Origin of the sequence: Caballeronia sp. LZ016, assembly GCF_031450805.1 — a bacterium.
Lineage (GTDB): Bacteria > Pseudomonadota > Gammaproteobacteria > Burkholderiales > Burkholderiaceae > Caballeronia.
Genome location: NZ_JARTVY010000002.1, coordinates 310234 through 328605 on the forward strand (window position 1 = coordinate 310234; position 18372 = coordinate 328605).

Genomic DNA, 18372 nt, shown 5'->3' on the forward strand with positions numbered 1-18372 from the left:
GACTGGCGTTACGGCGGCGCGCATATCGCTCGAGGCTTCCATCGACTCGCTACAGTCCCGCTTGAGGAGGCGCTCCCAAGCGGGTTTTTGCTTTCGCGGCGCGGTCGAACGTCGGTCGGGATTTTCCATTTCGCAATTGCACCGGGTGAACGATGAGCCTCAAAGACCAGATCAACGACGACATGAAGACTGCCATGCGCGCGCGCGAAACCGAGCGCCTCGGCACGATTCGCCTCCTGCTCGCGGCGATCAAGCAGCGTGAAGTCGACGATCGCGTGACGCTCGACGATGCCGCCGTGACCGCTGTCGTCGACAAGATGATCAAGCAGCGCAAGGACTCGATCAGCCAGTTCGAATCCGCGGGCCGCACCGATCTCGCCGACAAGGAAAAGGCCGAACTGGCCATTCTGTCCGCGTACATGCCCGAGCAGCTTTCCGCCGACGCCATCGCCGCCGAAATTCAGGCCGCGATCGCCGCGACGGGCGCGGCCGGTCCGCAGGACATGGGCAAGGTGATGGGCGTGCTGAAGCCGAAGCTCGCGGGCAAGGCGGACATGACGGCGGTATCCGCGCAAGTCAAAGCCGCGCTCGTCAAGTAACGCACGCCGCGCCGACCACCGGTGATTCCGCACGCATTTCTGCAGGATTTGCTCAACCGCGTCGATATCGTCGACGTGGTGGGCCGCTACGTCCAACTGAAAAAGGGCGGCGCGAACTTCATGGGTCTTTGCCCGTTCCATAACGAGAAAAGCCCGTCGTTCACGGTCAGCCCGACCAAGCAGTTCTATCACTGCTTCGGCTGCGGGGCGCACGGCACGGCGATCGGCTTCCTGATGGAGCACACGGGGCTAACGTTCCCCGAGGCGGTCAAGGATCTTGCGCAAGGCGCGGGGCTGACCGTACCCCAAGATCCTTCGAATTCGTTCCGTGGCGGACCGGGCGGCGGCGACAGCGCGCCGAGCAAGGCGGTCAGTACCGCGTTGACCGACGTCATGCAGACCGCCTGCGACTTCTATCGGAAGCAGTTGCGCGCCGCGCCGAACGCGATCGCGTATCTAAAGAAGCGCGGCCTCACGGGCGAAGTCGCCGCGCGCTTCGGCCTCGGCTACGCGCCCGACGGCTGGCAGAACCTGGAAGCCGCGTTTCCCGACTATCGCAACGACAATCTCGTCGAAGCAGGGCTCGTGATCGTCAGCGAGAAGACGGACGGGCAAGGCCAGGCGCGCCGCTACGACCGCTTCCGGGAACGCGTGATGTTCCCCATCCGCAATGTGAAGGGCAATGTCATCGGTTTCGGCGGACGCGTGCTCGACGGCGGCGAACCGAAATACTTGAATTCGCCGGAGACGCCCTTGTTCAGCAAGGGCAGCGAGCTTTACGGACTATTCGAAGCGCGGCTCGCGATCCGCGAGTTGGGTTACGCGCTCGTCGTCGAAGGGTATATGGATGTCGTCGCGCTCGCGCAGCTGGGCTTCGCGAACGCCGTGGCGACGCTCGGCACCGCCTGCACGCCGGTCCACGTGCAAAAGCTTTTCCGGCAGACGGACACCGTCGTGTTCAGCTTCGACGGCGACTCGGCCGGCCGCCGCGCGGCGCGTCGCGCGCTGGAAGCGGCGCTGCCGCACGCCGCGGACAACCGCACGATCAAGTTCCTCTTTCTGCCGAAGGAGCACGACCCGGACAGCTATGTCCGCGAGTTCGGCACGGACGGCTTCGGCGAGCAGGTGGATCGCGCGATGCCGTTGTCGCAATTCCTGCTTAACGAGGTGTTGAACGACAAGGAACTGGAGCAGCCCGAGGGCCGCGCAAAGGCGCTCTTCGACGCGAAGCCGCTTCTGCAGGCGCTGCCCGCCAACGCGCTCCGGGTGCAGATCCTGCATATGCTCGCGGACCGGCTCGACACGCCGTTCACGGAAATTGCAGCGCTGTGCGATATCGATTCGCGCGCGGCCGCCGTGGCCCGCGCGTCGGTGCCGAAAAGCGAGCGCCGACGCGTGACCGGCCAGGAACAGCGGGCGCTGCGCAATCTGGTGATGTATCCGGGCATCGCGGTATCGCTCGATGGCGAGAGCGAACGCACGCTCGTGACCATGACCGAGCACGGCGAACTGTTCAGCGAGGTGATCGGTCACGCGCGCGAACTGGGCGTCGCGGCGGAGTTCCAGATGCTGTCGGATGTCTTGAGAAATGCTGCTAATGCGCCAACCTACGAGGATATCTTCCAGGAAATTCTCGCCTATGATGAAAACGTGCGAGATCTGCTGCTGCGCGATCCATCGGACGAGGGCGCGGCGCAGCGCGTGGAGGAGCAGAGGCGTCTGTTAGCGGAGGAACTGCAGGCGACGGTGGTCAAGCTGCGGCACGACACGTATCGGGCGCGGCTGGATCAACTGGCGAGGCAATCGAGCTTGTCGGCGGAAGAGGTCGCAGAGTTTTCAGATTTGTCGGCGAAAGTCGCGCAGATCAAGGCGGGCAGGGCCGTCAGCCCGGATGCAGAAAGGTGAAATGCTATAATAAAAAGTTCAAAATTCGTTGTTTTCAGTCGACTATTTTGCCGGTTCGGGCTAGGTCGGCGGGGCCAATGAGCGACGTGTGACGAAGTCAGTCGGGAAGGTCGGGTAGGTTGCAGCAAGGCGCTGGTTGAATCGGCTGTCGAAGCGAACGTGGTAGCGGCGAGTGCGGTGAGGGCGCCGCGAAAGCGCGCCGGGACACGCGAGAACGGCGGGTAAGCACGCCGACGAACAGACGGGCGCAAGGGAAGCGGCTGCTATTGCGGGTAGAGCGATTCACGATCGGGCGCAGTGCGTTCGAACCGCGATAGGGCTCCGGGCAGGGGCACGCGGCAGGTCAGCAGGAAGCGGCGTGCGCATTGGGTATTCACGGTTCAATCGGTTGCCGTCCGGCAGCCGCGAGTCGAGACTAGAGCCTGTATGGCGAACTCCATGACGAAAAAGCTGAACGATGTACCCGTCGAAGACGACGCAACGCAAAACGCCGAGCCGGCTGCCGCACCTGCGGCGAAGGTCGAGAAGGTCAGGGCTCGCGACCGTCGCGCGAAGGAGAAGGCGCTGCTGAAAGACGCGTTCGCGTCGAGCGCGCCCGGCACGGTTGAAGAGCTCGAGGAGCGCCGCTCCAAGCTGCGCGCGCTCATCAAGCTGGGCAAGGAGCGCGGCTTTCTCACGTACGCCGAGATCAACGATCACCTTCCGGACAACTTCACGGAGACGGAGGCGATCGAAGGCATCATCAGCACGTTCAACGACATGGGCGTGGCGGTGTACGAACAGGCGCCCGATGCCGAGACGCTGCTCCTGAACGACAATGCGCCGAACGCTTCCTCCGACGATGAAGTCGAGGAAGAGGCGGAAGTCGCGCTATCCACTGTGGATTCCGAATTCGGCCGCACGACCGATCCCGTGCGCATGTACATGCGCGAGATGGGCACGGTCGAGCTGCTGACGCGTGAGGGCGAAATCGAGATCGCCAAGCGCATCGAGGACGGCCTTAAGCACATGGTCATGGCGATTTCCGCCTGCCCGACGACCATCGCCGACATTCTCGCGATGGCCGAGCGCGTGCAGAACGAGGAAACGCGCGTGGACGAACTCGTCGACGGCCTGATCGATCCGAACGCGGAAGACACCGACGGCTTTTCCGAGCAGGAAGCGGAGGCGATCGAATCCGAGGAAGAGGAAACGGACGAGGAAAGCGACGAAGAAGAGGAAGAGGACGACGGCGCCGCGCAAGCGAGCGCGAACGCCGCGCAACTCGAGGCGCTCAAGCGCCAGTCGCTCGAGAAGTTTTCGCTGATCAGCGAGTGGTTCGACAAGATGCGCCGCGCGTACGAGAAGGAAGGCTACAAGTCGAAGGCCTATCTGAAGGCGCAGGAAGCGATCCAGACTGAGCTGATGTCGATACGCTTCACCGCGCGCACTGTCGAGCGCCTGTGCGACACGCTGCGCGCGCAGGTCGACGAAGTGCGTCAGGTGGAGCGGCAGATTCTGCACACGGTCGTCGACAAGTGCGGCATGCCGCGGGCCGAGTTCATCGCGCGTTTTCCGGGCAACGAGACGGATCTCGACTGGGCCGATAAGGTCGTCGCCGAAGGGCATGGGTATAGCGCCGTGCTCGAGCGGAATATCCCGGCCATCCGCGAGCAGCAGCAGCGTCTGCTGGACCTTCAGGCGCGCGTGGTGCTGCCGCTGAAGGACCTGAAGGAAACGAACCGCCAGATGGCGGCGGGCGAGCTGAAGGCGCGGCAGGCGAAGCGCGAGATGACCGAGGCGAACTTGCGTCTCGTGATTTCGATTGCGAAGAAGTACACGAATCGCGGCTTGCAGTTTCTGGATCTGATTCAGGAAGGCAATATCGGCCTGATGAAGGCGGTGGACAAGTTCGAGTATCGTCGCGGGTACAAGTTTTCGACGTACGCGACGTGGTGGATTCGGCAGGCCATTACGCGATCGATTGCGGATCAGGCGCGCACCATCCGAATTCCGGTTCACATGATCGAGACGATCAACAAGATGAACCGGATTTCGCGGCAGATTCTGCAGGAGACCGGACTTGAGCCGGATCCGGCCACGCTTGCCGAGAAGATGGAGATGCCGGAAGACAAGATCCGCAAGATCATGAAGATTGCGAAGGAGCCGATTTCGATGGAGACGCCGATCGGCGACGACGACGATTCGCATCTCGGCGATTTCATCGAGGACAACAACACGGTTGCGCCGGCGGATGCGGCATTGCATGCGAGCATGCGTGATGTCGTGAAGGATGTGCTCGACTCGCTGACGCCGCGTGAGGCGAAGGTGTTGCGGATGCGCTTCGGCATCGAGATGAGCACGGATCACACGCTGGAGGAAGTGGGCAAGCAATTCGATGTGACGCGCGAGCGGATCCGGCAGATTGAAGCGAAGGCGTTGCGCAAGCTGCGTCATCCGAGCCGGTCGGACAAGCTCAAATCGTTCCTCGAAGGGAGTTGATGCGCTCCGCGGGCTTGTATTGGGATGCGTTGTAAGGCAAACTCGCAGACCTTCGAGAGTCGCCTTGCGCATCGTTCTGGAGTATCGGAAAGCGCCGTTGAGGCGCTTTCTTTTTTGTCTTGAGTTCCCGTTGCGCTTTTCTGGCGCACGTCGCGCTGTCTCAGGGCCGGAAGCTTAACTGGTATAAGCTGTCGACTCATAATCGACCGACAGTGGGTTCGAGTCCCACCCGGCCCACCATCTCTTTATTCGTTTTATCAAAGGCTTAGCGTCTTTTGCGTCCCACCAGTTCCGCCTCAGGGACACTCCGGGGACAATTCCGGGGACGATGTGGGTCATGTACCCACTAGGGGCTTCATACTAAGTCCTCACAGCGAATCTCGTTTGCGCGGCCGCAGGACTTTGGACCAGCTCGAGGACCGTTGACGATCCATTGCGGTGACCCCGAATGATTCCGTCGACGTTTCTTGCCAGGACGCACGGGCAAAGCGACGTTCCGAGTTCCCAGGCGTCTCACTCCTGATACGATGACAGTGTTATAGATGCTCGGAGACCGTTGGTGCTTACTCGTGCCTTGAACAAGGAAGAAGCGATTGCGTTGATTTCTCGCCCGGAAAGCCATTTCTTCGATAAGAAGTCCGCTAGGCTTTCCGGCGCGTCGCTTCAGAAGATCGTAGTTGCGCTCGCAAATGCAGACGGGGGAGACGTACTGATAGGTATCGAGGATGACAAGGCAGACGAGTCCCCCGAGAAGCGTTGGCATGGTCTTCCCTCAATTGAGGAGTTCAATGGCCACCTTCAGGCACTGCATGAGGTTTTTCCTCAGGTGCCCTCGTCCATGGAGTTTCTTGTGGCGAAGGATCTTCCCGGCTATGTGCTGTCAATGCGCATCGACAAAAGCCCCCAGGTTCATCAAACTTCCTCGAAGGACGTGTACCTCAGAAAGGGGGCGCAGTCGCTGCCACTTAAGAACGCCGATCATCTGGTCGCGTTGAAGTTCGCAAAAGGCCTCGCATCTTTCGAAGACAATGCTGTGGCCAATGTGCCGGCCGAGATGATCGTTGAGTCAGAAGAGCTTCGCTCTTTCCTGGTCGATTTTTCTCCCAGAACGGACGCGTTAAATTTCACTGTTAACGAAAACCTAATCGACCTGAAGACTTGGGATCCAAAGGTTTGTGGCCTTGTCTTGTTCGCGCCCAGCCCATCAGCCGTGATACCCACCCGAGCAGGCGTCAGAATTACGCGCTACGAAACCAAAGAGGATGATCCCGAAAGAGATCACCTCGCATTTTCGGATGCGTTGGAAGGACCAGCGAACCAACTCATACAGAACGTCGTGGCGCGAATAACAGCGATAATGTCCGAAATTAGCATTTGGACGGTTGATGGACTGAAGAAAGTTTCTTACCCTCCTGAAGCGATCTGGGAGATCGTCGTCAATGCCATTATTCACAGGGATTATTCAGTCGCGGATGATGTCCACATTCGTATCTTCGATAATCGGATTGAGGTTCAAAGTCCCGGTCGCCTACCTGGATTCGTGACAGTTGAGAATATCCTTGACGTTCGATATTCAAGGAACAAACAAATTGTCCGCACGTTATCGCGATACAAGACGCCGCCTAACAAGGATATGGGCGAGGGACTGAATACAGCCTTTCAAAAAATGAAGAATGGAAACTCAGAGATCCAACAATCGATGAAGTACAAAACACGGTCGTAGTAACCATCCCGCACACTCCGCTTGCCAAGCCAGAGGAATTGGTGATTGATTTCATTACGAAAAACGGAAAGATCACCAACAAGCAGGGGCGCGAGCTAACGGGAATAAAATCTGAGAATGCGATGAAAAACGTGTTTTACAGCTGCGGGACGACAAAATCATAGAGATGATTCCAAAAGGCAACAAGACCGAATGGGTTCTCCTAAAAAAATAAATTGAAGTCACCGGTGAGAATGGTTGCTCTTCGATCCCAGTTTTGGAGCGGTCGTTCAACGGCTCAATAAGCGATCTGTACGCGTGAGCCGTCAATAAGTTGGCGAGCGGCTACTGCCTGCTTGCAACGATGGCCTCCGGGCTTGCTGGGCGGTCAATTGACGCCGCCACGGCTGCCGGAGAAATAGATGTTGCGCCAACCATCGCGAGCGACTTGTCGAAGTTACGTTTGGTGTATGCATGCGTCAACGTTGCTGGGCCTACTTGTGATCGCGCCGATAAGCCGAGCGAGGACTGTCGACCTTGACCGGACGAGCGAAGCCCTTCCAAACCGGCCGTAAGCTGGGAGCAGCAGCTCCGAGAATTTTTCGTCAGACTCAAGCGTCGGATTCCGCCCGAGGTGAAGTGAGCTGGCCCTCAGGTACCCATTAGCCGCCGACATTGCTTTTGACTCACCCGCGCGATGCACACGGGCGTCTAATAAGCCTGCGCGGCGAAGCCTATGACTGCGTTGCGGTAGGCAAGCAAGTCAGCGGGTCCGTGAGCGCATTCTCCAGGCGCGCCATCTCCAGGTCGTTCTGACTGCCGTCAATCCACTTCGCATAGGTACGGAGGAACATCTCCACCGTGTGGCCGAGTTGCCGTGCGCAGAACGCCGGCGTCATGCCGGCCATCAGCATGCTCGTCGCGTATGAATGGCGCATGTTGTATGGCCGGCGATAGCGGATGCCGAGACGCTTGAGGATCGGCGCCCAGTAGACCCGCTGGAACGCCTCCTCGCTGTGCCACGGCTTACCAGTGCGCGGATCCTGGAACAGGCGCCCGCCCGCGACTTGCGTGAAGGCTCGCTGGCGCAGCAGGGCGGCGCGGGAGCGGCTGTTCAGGCGCACGAGCCGCGCCTCGGCCGTCTTGGTGCGGTTCTTCTCCTCACCCGCCACTAGCACCCGCTCGATAGCGATGGTGTTGTCCTTGAGGTCGACATAGCGCCATTCCAGCCCGTTGATCTCGGACGTGCGCAGCCCCGACCAGAACCACAGTTCGACGTAGTTGTGAATCTGTTCGTCCATTCTGGCGGCTTCGGCGATGATCGCTTCCGACTCGTCGCGCGAGAACGGGTCGGTGGGCTGACGCTGATGCTTGGCGCGCGAAACCGACTCGGCGATATTGGTCGGCATCAACTCGTCGGCCACGGCAATGCTGAGCGCGAGGCGCAACACGGAGACATAGTTGTTGATCGTCTTGCCCGACAATTCGCGGCGGCTGGCGATGGCGGTGAGGATGTGCGACAACTTCAAACTACGCAGCGGAAGGCTGCCCATCGGCCGGCCCCGGTTGTCGTAGGGCGAACGCGACCAGAACTTGACGGCCGCGTCGTAGCCAATGCGCGTCGAGGTTTCAATGCGCGTCATGTCGAGCCATTGGGTGAGCCAACCTTCGACGGTGAGCTCGCTGCCGCGCGCGCGTGACGCTTTGGTCGTCTTCGGAGCCGCCTCTACCTTCTTCGGGCGCTTCGCGGGCACCTCCTCTGCCGCTGCGCTCGGAGTCTCTTCCTCCGGAAAATACTGCGTGAGACTGAAGGACCCTGCGCGGATGCGTTCGGAGATCTCGGCGATCAGCCAGTTGGCGTATTTGACGTTTGCGGGCGTCGGCAACATAGCCGCGCCGTTGACCATCAGCGTGCGCCGATACCGCACGCCGTTCGCTGTAAAGCTCAGGCGGATGGAGCTGTCCCTCACTTCGACACCGCCACTCGTTCTACCCATTTCTCGTAAGCTCTCAAATCAATAAAAATGCCGCTGTCAGGTGAGCGGCGATATTCCCGTCCCTCGACCCACTTGCCGTCTTCGATCTTGCGGCGAATCGCCTTCTCGGTAAGGCCCGTGATAGCGGCCGCGATAGAGACGGTGACGTAGTGCGTGGGCAACGTGCGTTTCGATGACGTCGTATTCATCACGAGTAGTCCTAATGGTGGTCCGCAATGAATGAGTGCCGCATTCACCTACGCTTAGCTAGCCGCTCATCCTGCGTCCGGTGCGTCCCCGTGTGGGTCGAAACGCACGACGACTGTACCGTTGTGTTGGGCGGACAGCCACTCATGAATGCGGCCTTGCGGGGCGAGTGTGGCTCTTTTGTTCTTGCCTTAAAGGTCGCGCCGACGACGCCGGCGCTGCAAATAACCGACGCCGGCCTCGAGTCGTCTCAGGTCCTGTTGCACCTTGCGCAGACTGCGCCAGTCGGAGCTGGTCGCCGAGACGATGACGAAGTCGCCAGTGCCTCGATGCCGCACGCGCACGTGATGGTGAGTGCGGCTCACCTCGAGCGAGGGATGCCGCGCGAGCAGCTTGCGCACGTCCTTGTCATGAATGAAGCATTTCGTCATTGCTTGTCCGATACCAGTAAGTGAAAATGCGCCGCCGTACAGTATCAATTCGTAGTCCGTATCATGAATGAGACGTTCAGACACACGACCCGGCGCTGCTAGGTCAGTCGACGCCGCGCTGCATCTTTTCGGTCAGTTCGCCATCAATGTGCTCGGCCATCTCATGCAGCTCCTCGCGTTGCCGAGAGTCCGCGAGCGCGTCGATCAGCTTTGCGGCGGCGGCGAGCGAAGCTCGGTCCTTCGCTTGTTTCAGGCGCTCGGCGATCTGCGCGTACGTGAGTCCAAGCGGTGACGCATCGAATCTTGCGCGGGCGCTGCGCGGTGCTTTCGCTGCGCGCGATGCGCCGTCTGTTTCCTGTGCGTCGCCTGCAGCGGCCGGCCGGTCGAGCGCCGGCACGGCCGATGCCGCCGCCTCGCGGATCGCCGCGTTCATCGTCGCGATTGCGGTGATCGGGTCTTCGTCCGCGGGTTTGAGCGAAAAGCGCTGCGCTTCGCGGGCATCGTCGCGCGCAAGCACGGCGCGGGCGTCGGTGGACATCGGTAGGCGCTTGCACAGTCGCCGGATCACGCGCACTTTGGCCATCTCCTGCGGCCAACGCTTCCACGGTGCTTCTTCGGCGTGCGCCTGACTGAGTGCGCTGAATTTCTCGACTTCGAACCACGGCATCGGCTCAAAGTAGCGGCCGTCGTCACGCGTGCGTGCGTAGGCATAGACCAGCAGCGGCGCCGCCTCGGGGTGCTGAAAATCGGGGTGATGCCGAGAGTGCTCGCCGTATTCATCGACTACGTAGTCGAAACGATCAGCAAGCGTCACGACATGCGCGCCGAGGTCCGTCAGTTCGCCGGACTGCCGTACGAGCTTCACCAGTCCCCACACCATTGGTTGCCAGCTTGCGATGTAGCTGTTGGTCTCGCGGTAACGGTAGGCGACGATGGCGCCTTCGCGCCCATCCGGCAACAAGCCATCGGAGGCGCATTCCATGGTCGCGCGCAGTAGCGACCGGGGCGAGGCCTTGGCCAGATCATCGTTGGACTGAACCGCTGTCATGACGACGCGGCAGAAAGTGTCCAGATCGATATGCCGGGGCAGAGCCACGCGCAGTTGCTCGCGTTGCGCGGGCGAGTCAAGGTCGCGGCGGAACATGGCGATGCGCGTGCTCGCCTCATCGGTGCGAGGATCAGTCACGATGGACTCCTTGTGCGTCGTTTGCGCGTCTCGCCCATCCGGGCAGGCCGAGCAGCCGGATCGTGTCGGGATAGGCCGGCCAGCGCTGCTCACGCCGGGCCTGCGCATAGACTTGCGCGGCGGCGTGAACGAGGTCGCGGCCGGCTTTCAGTGCGTCGCTATCGATCTCGTAACAGCAGCAACCGAAGGGTGCCTTGGTTTCGACTGCGATCCAGGCAAAGAACGGCGGCGAGGCGTGTTGCGCATGCAGGACCGCATTGCGATAGTGCGCAGCCTGCGCGTGATAGCAGAAGTGCGCCATCGAGCGTGAGAAAGCATCGGGCGTCGCATCGGTGGTGGTCTTCAGATCGACGACGCCAAAGTCGGCGCGTAGCGCATCGAGCCGCGCCTTGCACGGGATATCGAACGCTTCGTCGTGCCAGAAGATCGACACCTCGGTGGCGATGTTATCGAGCAGCAGCCGCGCGCCGGCATTGGCATAAACCGCATCGCGCACGCGCTGCGCGCGGTCGAACTCCTCCTGCTTAAGCGGCACCCGTCCATTGAGATTCGCTTCGAACTCAGCCCATATCGCCTTGTCGGCGTTCGAACGCCGCTCGCACGCCGGTGCGATCGCCATGGGCGGTTCTCGGTCAGGCTCGAGCACCAGCGCATGCACTACGGTGCCGAAGGCCATCCCAGTCGTGGGCGGGCGCGGCGCTGTGCGCCAGACGTGGTAGTGGGCAGGCGAGCGTAACAGCTTGGAGATGCCCGAGGCGCTGAAAGCCTCCTGCGCGTAATAATCGATGGCGGGCAGGTCATCGAGGCGACGGGCCGGCGCGCTCATTGACGCGCTCACTAACCCGCCCACCGACGCGCCGTCGCTTCGATGGTCGGATGAAGCCAATTCAATGTTGGATTCGATCAATTCAATCACCGTGCGGAGTGCCGGATGACGTCATTCATTCCAAGAGGTCGGCGTGTGAACCGCGTTGTCATTGAAACGCCGTATTCGATGAGAGGGACGCCGCTCTCACAAGGCAAGTGGGCGCCGTGAGAAGGAACGATAGACAAGCGGTGCGGCGATTTCAAGCGCCGGATAATCCATTCTTCAGAAATAGGACCTGTCGAGCATGCTCGACACTTGATTTTTGCGGATTAATTTATGTCCATAAAAATCAACGGGTAAGCGTAAGTTTTCGAAGTGAGCTTTCTAGGTTCTTAAGCGATGTTCGACAGTATGTTCGACACCCTAGGAAATATCCCTATCAAAAAAATGATTTGACGTCCTGAATTACACGGTTCTATCGTTAGGTGGACTTTTCACTGAGTTAGGACTGAAGGCGTTTCAAAATGGTTGACACCAGAAGAGCGGTGAGAGCAAGAGCGCAACGCGTCATTGGAGTGAACGGCAAGCGCTATCCCGCGTCCTATGCAGAGAACCGCGAAGCGATACGCCAGGCGCTCGAGGCTAATCCCAAGGCGACGAACGCAGAAATAGCCCGGCGCTTCGATTCATCTCGCGATACGGTCATCGAAGTTCGGCGTGCAATGGCCGAACCACCACGGCTTGCACACGAAGAATTCGTCGATGTGCCGCTTGCACAGATTCGCGTTGGGACGCGTCATCGCGTGGACCATGGCGACATCGCGGCGCTTGCTCAAAGCATCGAAACAATCGGGCTTCTGCATCCGATCGTCGTGACACCTGAGCTCGAACTGATCGCCGGAGAGCGGCGCTTGCTAGCGTGTATGCGCCTGCAATGGGAAAGCGTGCCGGCGCGCGTGGTGAACCTTGAGTCGATCGTGCTGGGCGAATACGCGGAGAACGAGCTAAGAAAGGACTTCACCGTATCGGAGCGCGTGGCGATCGGACAGGCGATCGAGGCGCAGCTTGGCAATCGACAGGGTATGCGGACGGACATCGAACTTTGCCCAAATTTGGGCGAAGTTAAATCAGGCACGCGTTCATCGGATCTCGCTGCGGAAAGGGCTGGCTTCGGCGTTCGCGAGAGCTACCGTAAGGCCAAACAGGTCCTGCGAAGTGGCACGCCCGAGCTCATTGATGCTTTGGACGCTGGCCACGCGAGTATCCATGCCGCGGCGACGCTCGCGCAAATTCCACAAGCACAACAACGCCAGATCGTCGCGCGCAAGTGCATCCGCGCCCGCAAGCGTGCCGAAGTGCCGGAAATGCCCGTGGCCACCTCGGACACGCCCGCCTTCCTGCCGCCATCAAAGCGCCTATCGGACAACGAGCGCGTATTCAAGGTAACGGAATCAATCCGGCAGATCGCGACCAGCGATATCCGCCCCGAAGACATGCAGGCGCTGATGAAACCGTTCATGTGGCCGGCCGTGACGGAATTCCTTGACCCGGCGATGGGCTATCTGTCGAAACTCAAGGCTGTGTGGAGGCGATCGTGAAAACATCGGCGTCTAAGGTGCCGGACGGCCCGTATTCCGCTCTCGAAAACGTGAGAGAGATGACCAAGCCAGCCCAGCTATCGGCCAACCAGAGCCGCGAGGCGGAAAGATGCACTCGCTCTGCCGTTGCCGAACGCTTGGGGCCGGGCGGCACTGTCGCGGTGAGCGCTGCTCATGCGCCTGCCGAGCAAAGCGCACTTGCCGTGCGCTACGCCGACATGTGCCGCGCGATCGCCGAGTGTCATCGCATCGACGAAGTGAAGGAAATTCGCGACAAGGTGCTGGCGCTCGAGGTCTACAGCAGCCAGGCGAAGAACACGGATGCGGAACGTCAGGCTTGTGAGATTCGCTTGCGCGCAGAGCGTCGAGCGGGCGTGTTGCTCAAGGAACTTGCCGAAGCGGAGATGCGGGCAAGCGGGCCGGGGCAACGAGCGGCAGGGCCAGGGCGCGGAAAAGCGTCGTCCCATGCGACGCTTTTAGACATGGGTGTAACGCGCGATCAGTCCTCGAAGTGGCAGAAGCTCGCCCGGATCCCAGAAGAAGATTTCGAGGCCGCGCTGCGCAGCCCCGAGAAGAAGCCAACCACTGCTGCGCTCATCCGTGAGATTCGGGATCCAGCCGCCTCCGCTGTTGCGCGACTGCCGGACGATTCGCTGTGGCTGTGGGGACGGCTACGCGACTTCGAACGTGACGAATACGTTTCGAAGGATCCGCACGCGGTGTTCGACGCCATGACCGATACGATGCAAGCCGACGTTCGCCGGATCGCGCCGACGGCGATCGCCTTCCTATCCGCGATGATCGAAGGAGCAGACGATGAAGCATGACGCCAGAGAAGCCGGCACGCGCGACGCAATCGTACGTACGGTTCGGAGCACCATCACCGCCCTCGAGGGTGAAAACATCGATTGCGTCGAGTGCAACGCGGTCGCCACGCGCGCCCGCGCCGCGCTCGAAAGCGGGCATGAATCCCTCTGCGCCCGGTCGCTCCTCGCCACCCCGGCGGGCGTCGTCACGCTGTCCACCGGTCGCTTGCGCGAAGCACGTCCTGCGGACTTGATCACGCGCATCACAAGCGTCGCGCCCGACTTTGAGGCCGGCTGTCCACGCTGGATGGAATTTTTGCTCACCTGCACCCAAGGTGATACTGCACTCGTCGCGTGGCTGCAGCGGGTGTGCGGCTATTTCCTCACGGGCAGCACCAAGTACGAGCTCGTGTTCATGTTGTACGGCTCGGGTGGCAACGGCAAGACGTGCTTCCTGCGCGCCCTGCGCGACATTCTCGGCGATTACTACTGCGCGGCGCCCGTCGACATCTTTCTCGCCTCGTATCACGACCAGCATCCGGCAGGCGTGGCGATGCTCAATGGCGCGCGACTCGTTGCTTGCACGGAACTGCCCGAAGGCCGCGAATGGAACAGCACGCGCATCAAGGACATCGCGTCGGGCGAACGCATCGCGGCGCGCTTCATGCACCAGAATTTCTTCACGTTCGAGCCCGTCTGCAAGCTGTGCTTCTGCGGCAATCACAAGCCGCGTCTGCGGGCCGTCGACGAAGCCGAGCGGCGCCGCTTCCGATTGATCCCATTCACGCATCGCGTTCCTGAAGCCGAGCGTGACCCTGAGCTGAGCGCAAAGCTGCGTGTCGAATATCCCGCCATTCTCGCCTGGATGGTCGAGGGCGCGCGTCAACTGTGGAGCTCAGGCTTGGGCGAGATGCCAAGTGCGGTGCGTGAAGCGTCGGCCGACTACTTCAATGAGAGCGACTCGTTCACGCAGTGGGTCGATGAGGCGCTTGAATTCGACTCAGCTTTCTCCACGCAGTCGAGTATTCTCTATCGGGCCTATGCGGATTGGTTCACGCGCAACAGCATCGACGGGCATCGTATCGGCACCACCGATTTCAAGGCGAGACTGCTCGGCGAGCACTCACTACGTTTCGAGACCCTGAATCGCGGCAATTTCTTTCGCGGCGTGCGTCTTCGTTCCGAAAACTAAAAGCGCATTCGAGACAAAGAGGGACGCACCAGTGGAAGTGGTGGAAGCCGAGGAAGCCAATACTAAATTCTGACATGACGCGCGCGTAATAGAAGCAATATATAAGAATAGCTTCCTCGCCTTCCACCACTTCCACCGTGTGAGAGAACGACTTACTCACTGCACCACTTCCGAACCGGGGTTCCTTCGGCGAAGGGCAGCTTTCGAGAACAACCTGCGCACAGCGTACTTCCGGTCGGACAAGGACCTCCGAACGTTGAGTACGCACACTGATTTCCCTCGAAGGGACTTTCAATGGTCGATCGTGCGGTTCAGAAGGCGATAGAGCGTTCGCGCCTTACGCCACCGATCGAACCGCCACAGGCTTGCGATAGTCAACATGGCCGTCAATGGCCACACGCCTTGTTGCTCTGGACCGCGTAGAACGGCCAACAGGCAAATGAGCGCCGGCATTCCGCAGGCGGCAAGGGCAAGTAACGCGACCGCTGGCGAGGGCACGCCAATAATGTCGCCGGTTTTGTGATCCAGCCATCCGATGATGGAGTACCAATCGTCCGGATCGCGAAGCACCGAAGTCACTTCCATGCCGCTTTGCAGCCGAGGACGTCCCGGCACAGTGAGACTGAAGTAGCGCTTGCCTTCGATGGTTGCGTTAAACATCGTCGTCGGGGAACGGCCGAACGTGACGACTTCCGAGATGTCGCGCAGCTGGGCTCGCTTAGTGATGCTGGGCATCGAGCGGATCGAAGGACGGTTGCTGGGAGCGCGATCATAGCAGCGCCTCGCGGCGACTTATCCCAATTTGCCAGGAAGGTCGGCAGCGGCGGTGCCGCGCAACCCGGCGCAGAGCGGGGCAGCCCAACAAAAAGGACGGCGGAGTCAAGTCGCTGTCGCGAGCAGTCGACAGTGGATAACGCAGGGGACAACGGCGTAAGGGTGCGCGACGAGGCTGGTGCGTGAGAAGCGTGCAGGGCGAAGGAAGGCCGCTGTGGCGCGCGTGTTGGGCGAGTGCGGGGTGTGGGGCGGAGGTTGTCCACTGGTGGGAAGTTCGTCACCGTGTTTTATGTCTCATGCGCCACGCGAAAGACGCGCCCGCCCGGCCGTGACGACGGCGCCAGAACCGACAATGTCTGCCAGCTCGGTTGACATTTCTGCGTTCGGACGGGGGATAAACCGAGGATTGAACGGCGTGGGGTACCGCAAAGGTACGCGTTTCGGGGCTGAAAACTCCGCTGCTAGCCGTTCTTTCAGGTGTTGGGAATGCCGCAGTAGCCCGCCAGGCGGGACTGAGCGCGAAGTGGCCTACAAAAAAGGCGTGCCAAGGGCGCGGCAGGCTGGTTGCACGTTCAGCTTACCTCGCGCGTCCCTCGCACGAAAGTTTCCTAAGGCATGCTTGACAACCGACATTTGAAGTCTAATATGCGGGATTAATCGGAAGCTCTACCGGTGTGCCTGGAACCCGCCACATGTGACATGTCGGCGGGTTTCATCGTTTACGGCCCCACGCTTCCGATCCGCCATGCAATCGCACTACACCGACACCGCCCGCGCACTGCGCGACACGCTCCGTCTCAGTGTCGAACGCGGCGGCGCTTCTTCGCTCGCGCAACTGCACCAGCACGTCGTCAGTGAGACGACGCTGCTGGGCGAGGACGCCTGCGCGCAAGCCGCGCGCATCCGCCGCCAGCTGGAGCGGCTATCGCCGATCTATCAGGCGCTGCTCACCGTGCGCTATGCGCCGCGCGAGAGCGTGTGCTGCCGGCGTCGTTGTTGCGCCGGCCACTATCCGAATCCTGAATGGGCGCGTGCGCTCGCGCTAGTGGTCGCGCACACCGCCCAGCTCTTCAGCGGCTGCACGCCGAACCTGAAGCTGCGTCAGGCGCTAGTCGCCAACCTGTTGACGCACACGCACGAGGCCGCCGTCGATGTGGCGCAGCGGTGCGGCGTGCATCGCGCCACGGTCGCGAGCCATACGGCGATTCTCTCGACCGCGCTGTTGGGCACGCGCACCAGCGGCGGCGCTTTCGATCAAGCGTTCGCGCGCATCGACGAGCGGCTGCACGAGGCGGGCATCGTCGTGAGCGCCGCCGAAGCGCAGGACACTGAATCGCCGCAGGAGACAGCATGAACCAGCCGACTGAACCGGTTGCGGCCGCGCTACGTGCGTCGCGCCGTCGCCTCACCGGCGATCGCAATCAGTGCCCGGCCTGCGGCGAGTGCCACTATCGCTGGGGCCGCTTCGACGGCCCGGACGGCGAGGAAAGGCGCGTCACCGAGCACTGGACCGATAGCGGCGATCACTACTGGCTCGACTACGATGTGAACGCGCGCCGGATGACGGTGCGCGACACGCTCGGGCGCGAGAGCGTGCGCGAGTGGGACGCGCTGCATCAGGTGACGCGTTACGAGGACGCACTCGGGCAGGTGAGCAGCTTCGAGTGGAACGACGAGCGTCAGTTGCTCGCGATGACCGATGCGCAAGGCGGCGTGTGGCGCTGGTCATACGACGACGCCGGGCGGCTCATGTCCAGCACCGATCCGCTGGGCCGCGTCGAGCAACCGAATGGCATCCGGTGTGGGCGCTGCCGGTGCAGGAAGTCGATGCGGCCGGCCACGTCTGGCGATACGCGTACGACGAACGCGGCAACGGCGTGCTGGAACTCGATCCGCTGATGCAGCGCACCGTGCTGGACCACGATGCGTGGGGGCAGGTCACGCGCATCACCGATGCGCGCGGCGGCGAGCGCCATCTGAGCTGGACAGAGGACGGGCAGCTGGCGCGCAAGACCGTTTCACGCTCGATGCTGCGGGTCAACTGGTTGCGCGCACTGACGCGCTGAATCAGCACACGCGTTACATCCGCGATGCACAGGGCCGCGTCGTCGAGCGGCTGGATGCGGCAGGCCGCAAGGTCGCGTTCGAATACGACGCCTATGGCCGGCTCACCGCGCTGGTCAACGAGAACGGCGAGCGATACGGCTTCGGCTACGACGCGGGCGACCGGCTGATCGAGCAGATCAATCTCGATGGCCAGCGCCAGCAGACCGACTACGACGCACGCGGCGGTGTGACGGCCACGCGCTGGGCGGCGGGAACATCGGCGCAGATCGAGCATCGTTATCTGCGCGATGCGGTGGGCCGTCTCACGCGTCGCGAGAGCTTACGACTTCGAGAGATGAAGTGGATCATCGCGTGCACGACGAATGGCAGGTAAGCGAACCAAGATGTCATGAGCGCTCAAGCAACAGATGCGCGAAGACGCGTCGCTGCAATGCTTGGCTGGCACAGCCAAAGCCCGCGGCACGACGTTGTTGTCGACGCGATGGATGGGCAATCTCGCGCTGTATCGTTTCAAGTGCGCCAAGGGCGATCTTGTCTTGCGTGTGAATACGCCTGGGCTATTTCCAGCGGCTGGTACATCCGTACCGGCCGAGCGTTAGCTAATACTGAGCCCGGTTCCTCGGCGCCTGCCGTCCCTAAA

Annotated in this window: 16 protein-coding genes and 1 tRNA gene; 11 read left to right on the forward strand and 6 right to left on the reverse strand. The window is 61.2% G+C overall.

Annotated elements, in window-relative coordinates; translation table 11 throughout:
• The first annotated feature begins 152 nt into the window (after positions 1-152).
• The 5 genes from P9220_RS14880 (at position 153) to P9220_RS14900 (ending at position 6708) form a co-directional block, all read left to right on the forward strand.
• Positions 153-599, forward strand: a complete 447-nt coding sequence (locus P9220_RS14880; RefSeq protein WP_309765766.1) for a GatB/YqeY domain-containing protein — start codon at positions 153-155, stop codon at positions 597-599.
• 21 nt (positions 600-620) lie between these two features.
• Positions 621-2504 (forward strand): DNA primase, encoded by a 1884-nt coding sequence (gene dnaG, locus P9220_RS14885; RefSeq protein ID WP_309765767.1) that lies wholly within the window; start codon positions 621-623, stop codon positions 2502-2504.
• Between the two features lie 426 nt (positions 2505-2930).
• Positions 2931-4985, forward strand: coding sequence for an RNA polymerase sigma factor RpoD (gene rpoD, locus P9220_RS14890; protein ID WP_309765769.1), 2055 nt, complete (start codon positions 2931-2933; stop codon positions 4983-4985).
• 163 nt (positions 4986-5148) lie between these two features.
• Positions 5149-5225: transfer RNA gene (locus P9220_RS14895), tRNA-Ile, on the forward strand.
• Between the two features lie 319 nt (positions 5226-5544).
• The gene (locus P9220_RS14900) at positions 5545-6708 is read left to right on the forward strand and encodes an ATP-binding protein (RefSeq protein WP_309765770.1); all 1164 of its coding nucleotides are present in this window, start codon (positions 5545-5547) and stop codon (positions 6706-6708) included.
• 713 nt (positions 6709-7421) lie between these two features.
• Here the strand turns inward: P9220_RS14900 and P9220_RS14905 are convergent.
• From P9220_RS14905 to P9220_RS14925, 5 genes are all read right to left on the reverse strand, one after another.
• Positions 7422-8657, reverse strand: coding sequence for an Arm DNA-binding domain-containing protein (locus P9220_RS14905; protein ID WP_309765771.1), 1236 nt, complete (start codon positions 8655-8657; stop codon positions 7422-7424).
• Positions 8654-8872: an excisionase gene (locus tag P9220_RS14910; RefSeq protein WP_309765772.1), complete on the reverse strand. Its 219-nt coding sequence runs from the start codon at positions 8870-8872 to the stop codon at positions 8654-8656. Before P9220_RS14910 ends, P9220_RS14905 begins: the two co-directional genes overlap by 4 nt.
• Before the next feature lie 189 nt (positions 8873-9061).
• Positions 9062-9385 carry a hypothetical protein gene (locus P9220_RS14915; protein ID WP_309765773.1) on the reverse strand — a complete coding sequence of 108 codons (324 nt, stop codon included), beginning with the start codon at positions 9383-9385 and terminating at the stop codon, positions 9062-9064.
• Positions 9386-9404: 19 nt separating this feature from the next.
• Entirely contained in the window at positions 9405-10487 is a 1083-nt protein-coding gene (locus P9220_RS14920) for a recombinase RecT (protein WP_309765774.1), read from the reverse strand.
• Positions 10480-11394 (reverse strand): PD-(D/E)XK nuclease-like domain-containing protein, encoded by a 915-nt coding sequence (locus P9220_RS14925; RefSeq protein ID WP_309765775.1) that lies wholly within the window; start codon positions 11392-11394, stop codon positions 10480-10482. Before P9220_RS14925 ends, P9220_RS14920 begins: the two co-directional genes overlap by 8 nt.
• A gap of 476 nt (positions 11395-11870) precedes the next feature.
• Between P9220_RS14925 and P9220_RS14930 the strand changes: the two genes are divergently transcribed.
• The 3 genes from P9220_RS14930 to P9220_RS14940 are packed head-to-tail and all read left to right on the forward strand — an operon-like array spanning position 11871 to position 14891.
• Entirely contained in the window at positions 11871-12893 is a 1023-nt protein-coding gene (locus tag P9220_RS14930) for a ParB/RepB/Spo0J family partition protein (RefSeq protein ID WP_309765776.1), read from the forward strand.
• Positions 12894-12952: 59 nt separating this feature from the next.
• A complete protein-coding gene (locus tag P9220_RS14935; RefSeq protein WP_309765777.1) occupies positions 12953-13720 on the forward strand; it encodes a hypothetical protein in 768 nt (255 codons plus the stop codon).
• Entirely contained in the window at positions 13710-14891 is a 1182-nt protein-coding gene (locus tag P9220_RS14940; protein ID WP_309765778.1) for a phage/plasmid primase, P4 family, read from the forward strand. The genes P9220_RS14935 and P9220_RS14940 overlap by 11 nt, the downstream gene beginning before the upstream one ends.
• Positions 14892-15182: 291 nt before the next feature.
• Here P9220_RS14940 and P9220_RS14945 read toward each other — a convergent pair whose 3' ends face one another.
• Positions 15183-15626 carry a hypothetical protein gene (locus P9220_RS14945; protein WP_309765779.1) on the reverse strand — a complete coding sequence of 148 codons (444 nt, stop codon included), beginning with the start codon at positions 15624-15626 and terminating at the stop codon, positions 15183-15185.
• Positions 15627-16410: 784 nt separating this feature from the next.
• Between P9220_RS14945 and P9220_RS14950 the strand changes: the two genes are divergently transcribed.
• Genes P9220_RS14950 through P9220_RS14960 form a run of 3 tightly spaced genes read left to right on the forward strand, consistent with a single transcriptional unit; the run spans position 16411 to position 18105 of the window.
• Positions 16411-17019 (forward strand): hypothetical protein, encoded by a 609-nt coding sequence (locus tag P9220_RS14950; RefSeq protein ID WP_309765780.1) that lies wholly within the window; start codon positions 16411-16413, stop codon positions 17017-17019.
• Positions 17016-17564 carry a hypothetical protein gene (locus tag P9220_RS14955; RefSeq protein WP_309765781.1) on the forward strand — a complete coding sequence of 183 codons (549 nt, stop codon included), beginning with the start codon at positions 17016-17018 and terminating at the stop codon, positions 17562-17564. Before P9220_RS14950 ends, P9220_RS14955 begins: the two co-directional genes overlap by 4 nt.
• Before the next feature lie 28 nt (positions 17565-17592).
• A complete protein-coding gene (locus P9220_RS14960; RefSeq protein ID WP_309765782.1) occupies positions 17593-18105 on the forward strand; it encodes a hypothetical protein in 513 nt (170 codons plus the stop codon).
• The last annotated feature ends 267 nt before the right edge of the window (positions 18106-18372 follow it).

Coding starts and splice junctions, on each gene's coding strand:
- P9220_RS14880 (WP_309765766.1), top strand. CDS start 153: ATGAGCCTCAAAGACCAGATCAACGACGACATGAAGACTGCCATGCGC.
- rpoD (WP_309765769.1), top strand. CDS start 2,931: ATGGCGAACTCCATGACGAAAAAGCTGAACGATGTACCCGTCGAAGAC.
- P9220_RS14910 (WP_309765772.1), bottom strand. CDS start 8,872: ATGAATACGACGTCATCGAAACGCACGTTGCCCACGCACTACGTCACC.
- P9220_RS14935 (WP_309765777.1), top strand. CDS start 12,953: ATGACCAAGCCAGCCCAGCTATCGGCCAACCAGAGCCGCGAGGCGGAA.
- P9220_RS14940 (WP_309765778.1), top strand. CDS start 13,710: ATGAAGCATGACGCCAGAGAAGCCGGCACGCGCGACGCAATCGTACGT.
- P9220_RS14945 (WP_309765779.1), bottom strand. CDS start 15,626: ATGCCCAGCATCACTAAGCGAGCCCAGCTGCGCGACATCTCGGAAGTC.
- P9220_RS14950 (WP_309765780.1), top strand. CDS start 16,411: ATGCAATCGCACTACACCGACACCGCCCGCGCACTGCGCGACACGCTC.
- P9220_RS14955 (WP_309765781.1), top strand. CDS start 17,016: ATGAACCAGCCGACTGAACCGGTTGCGGCCGCGCTACGTGCGTCGCGC.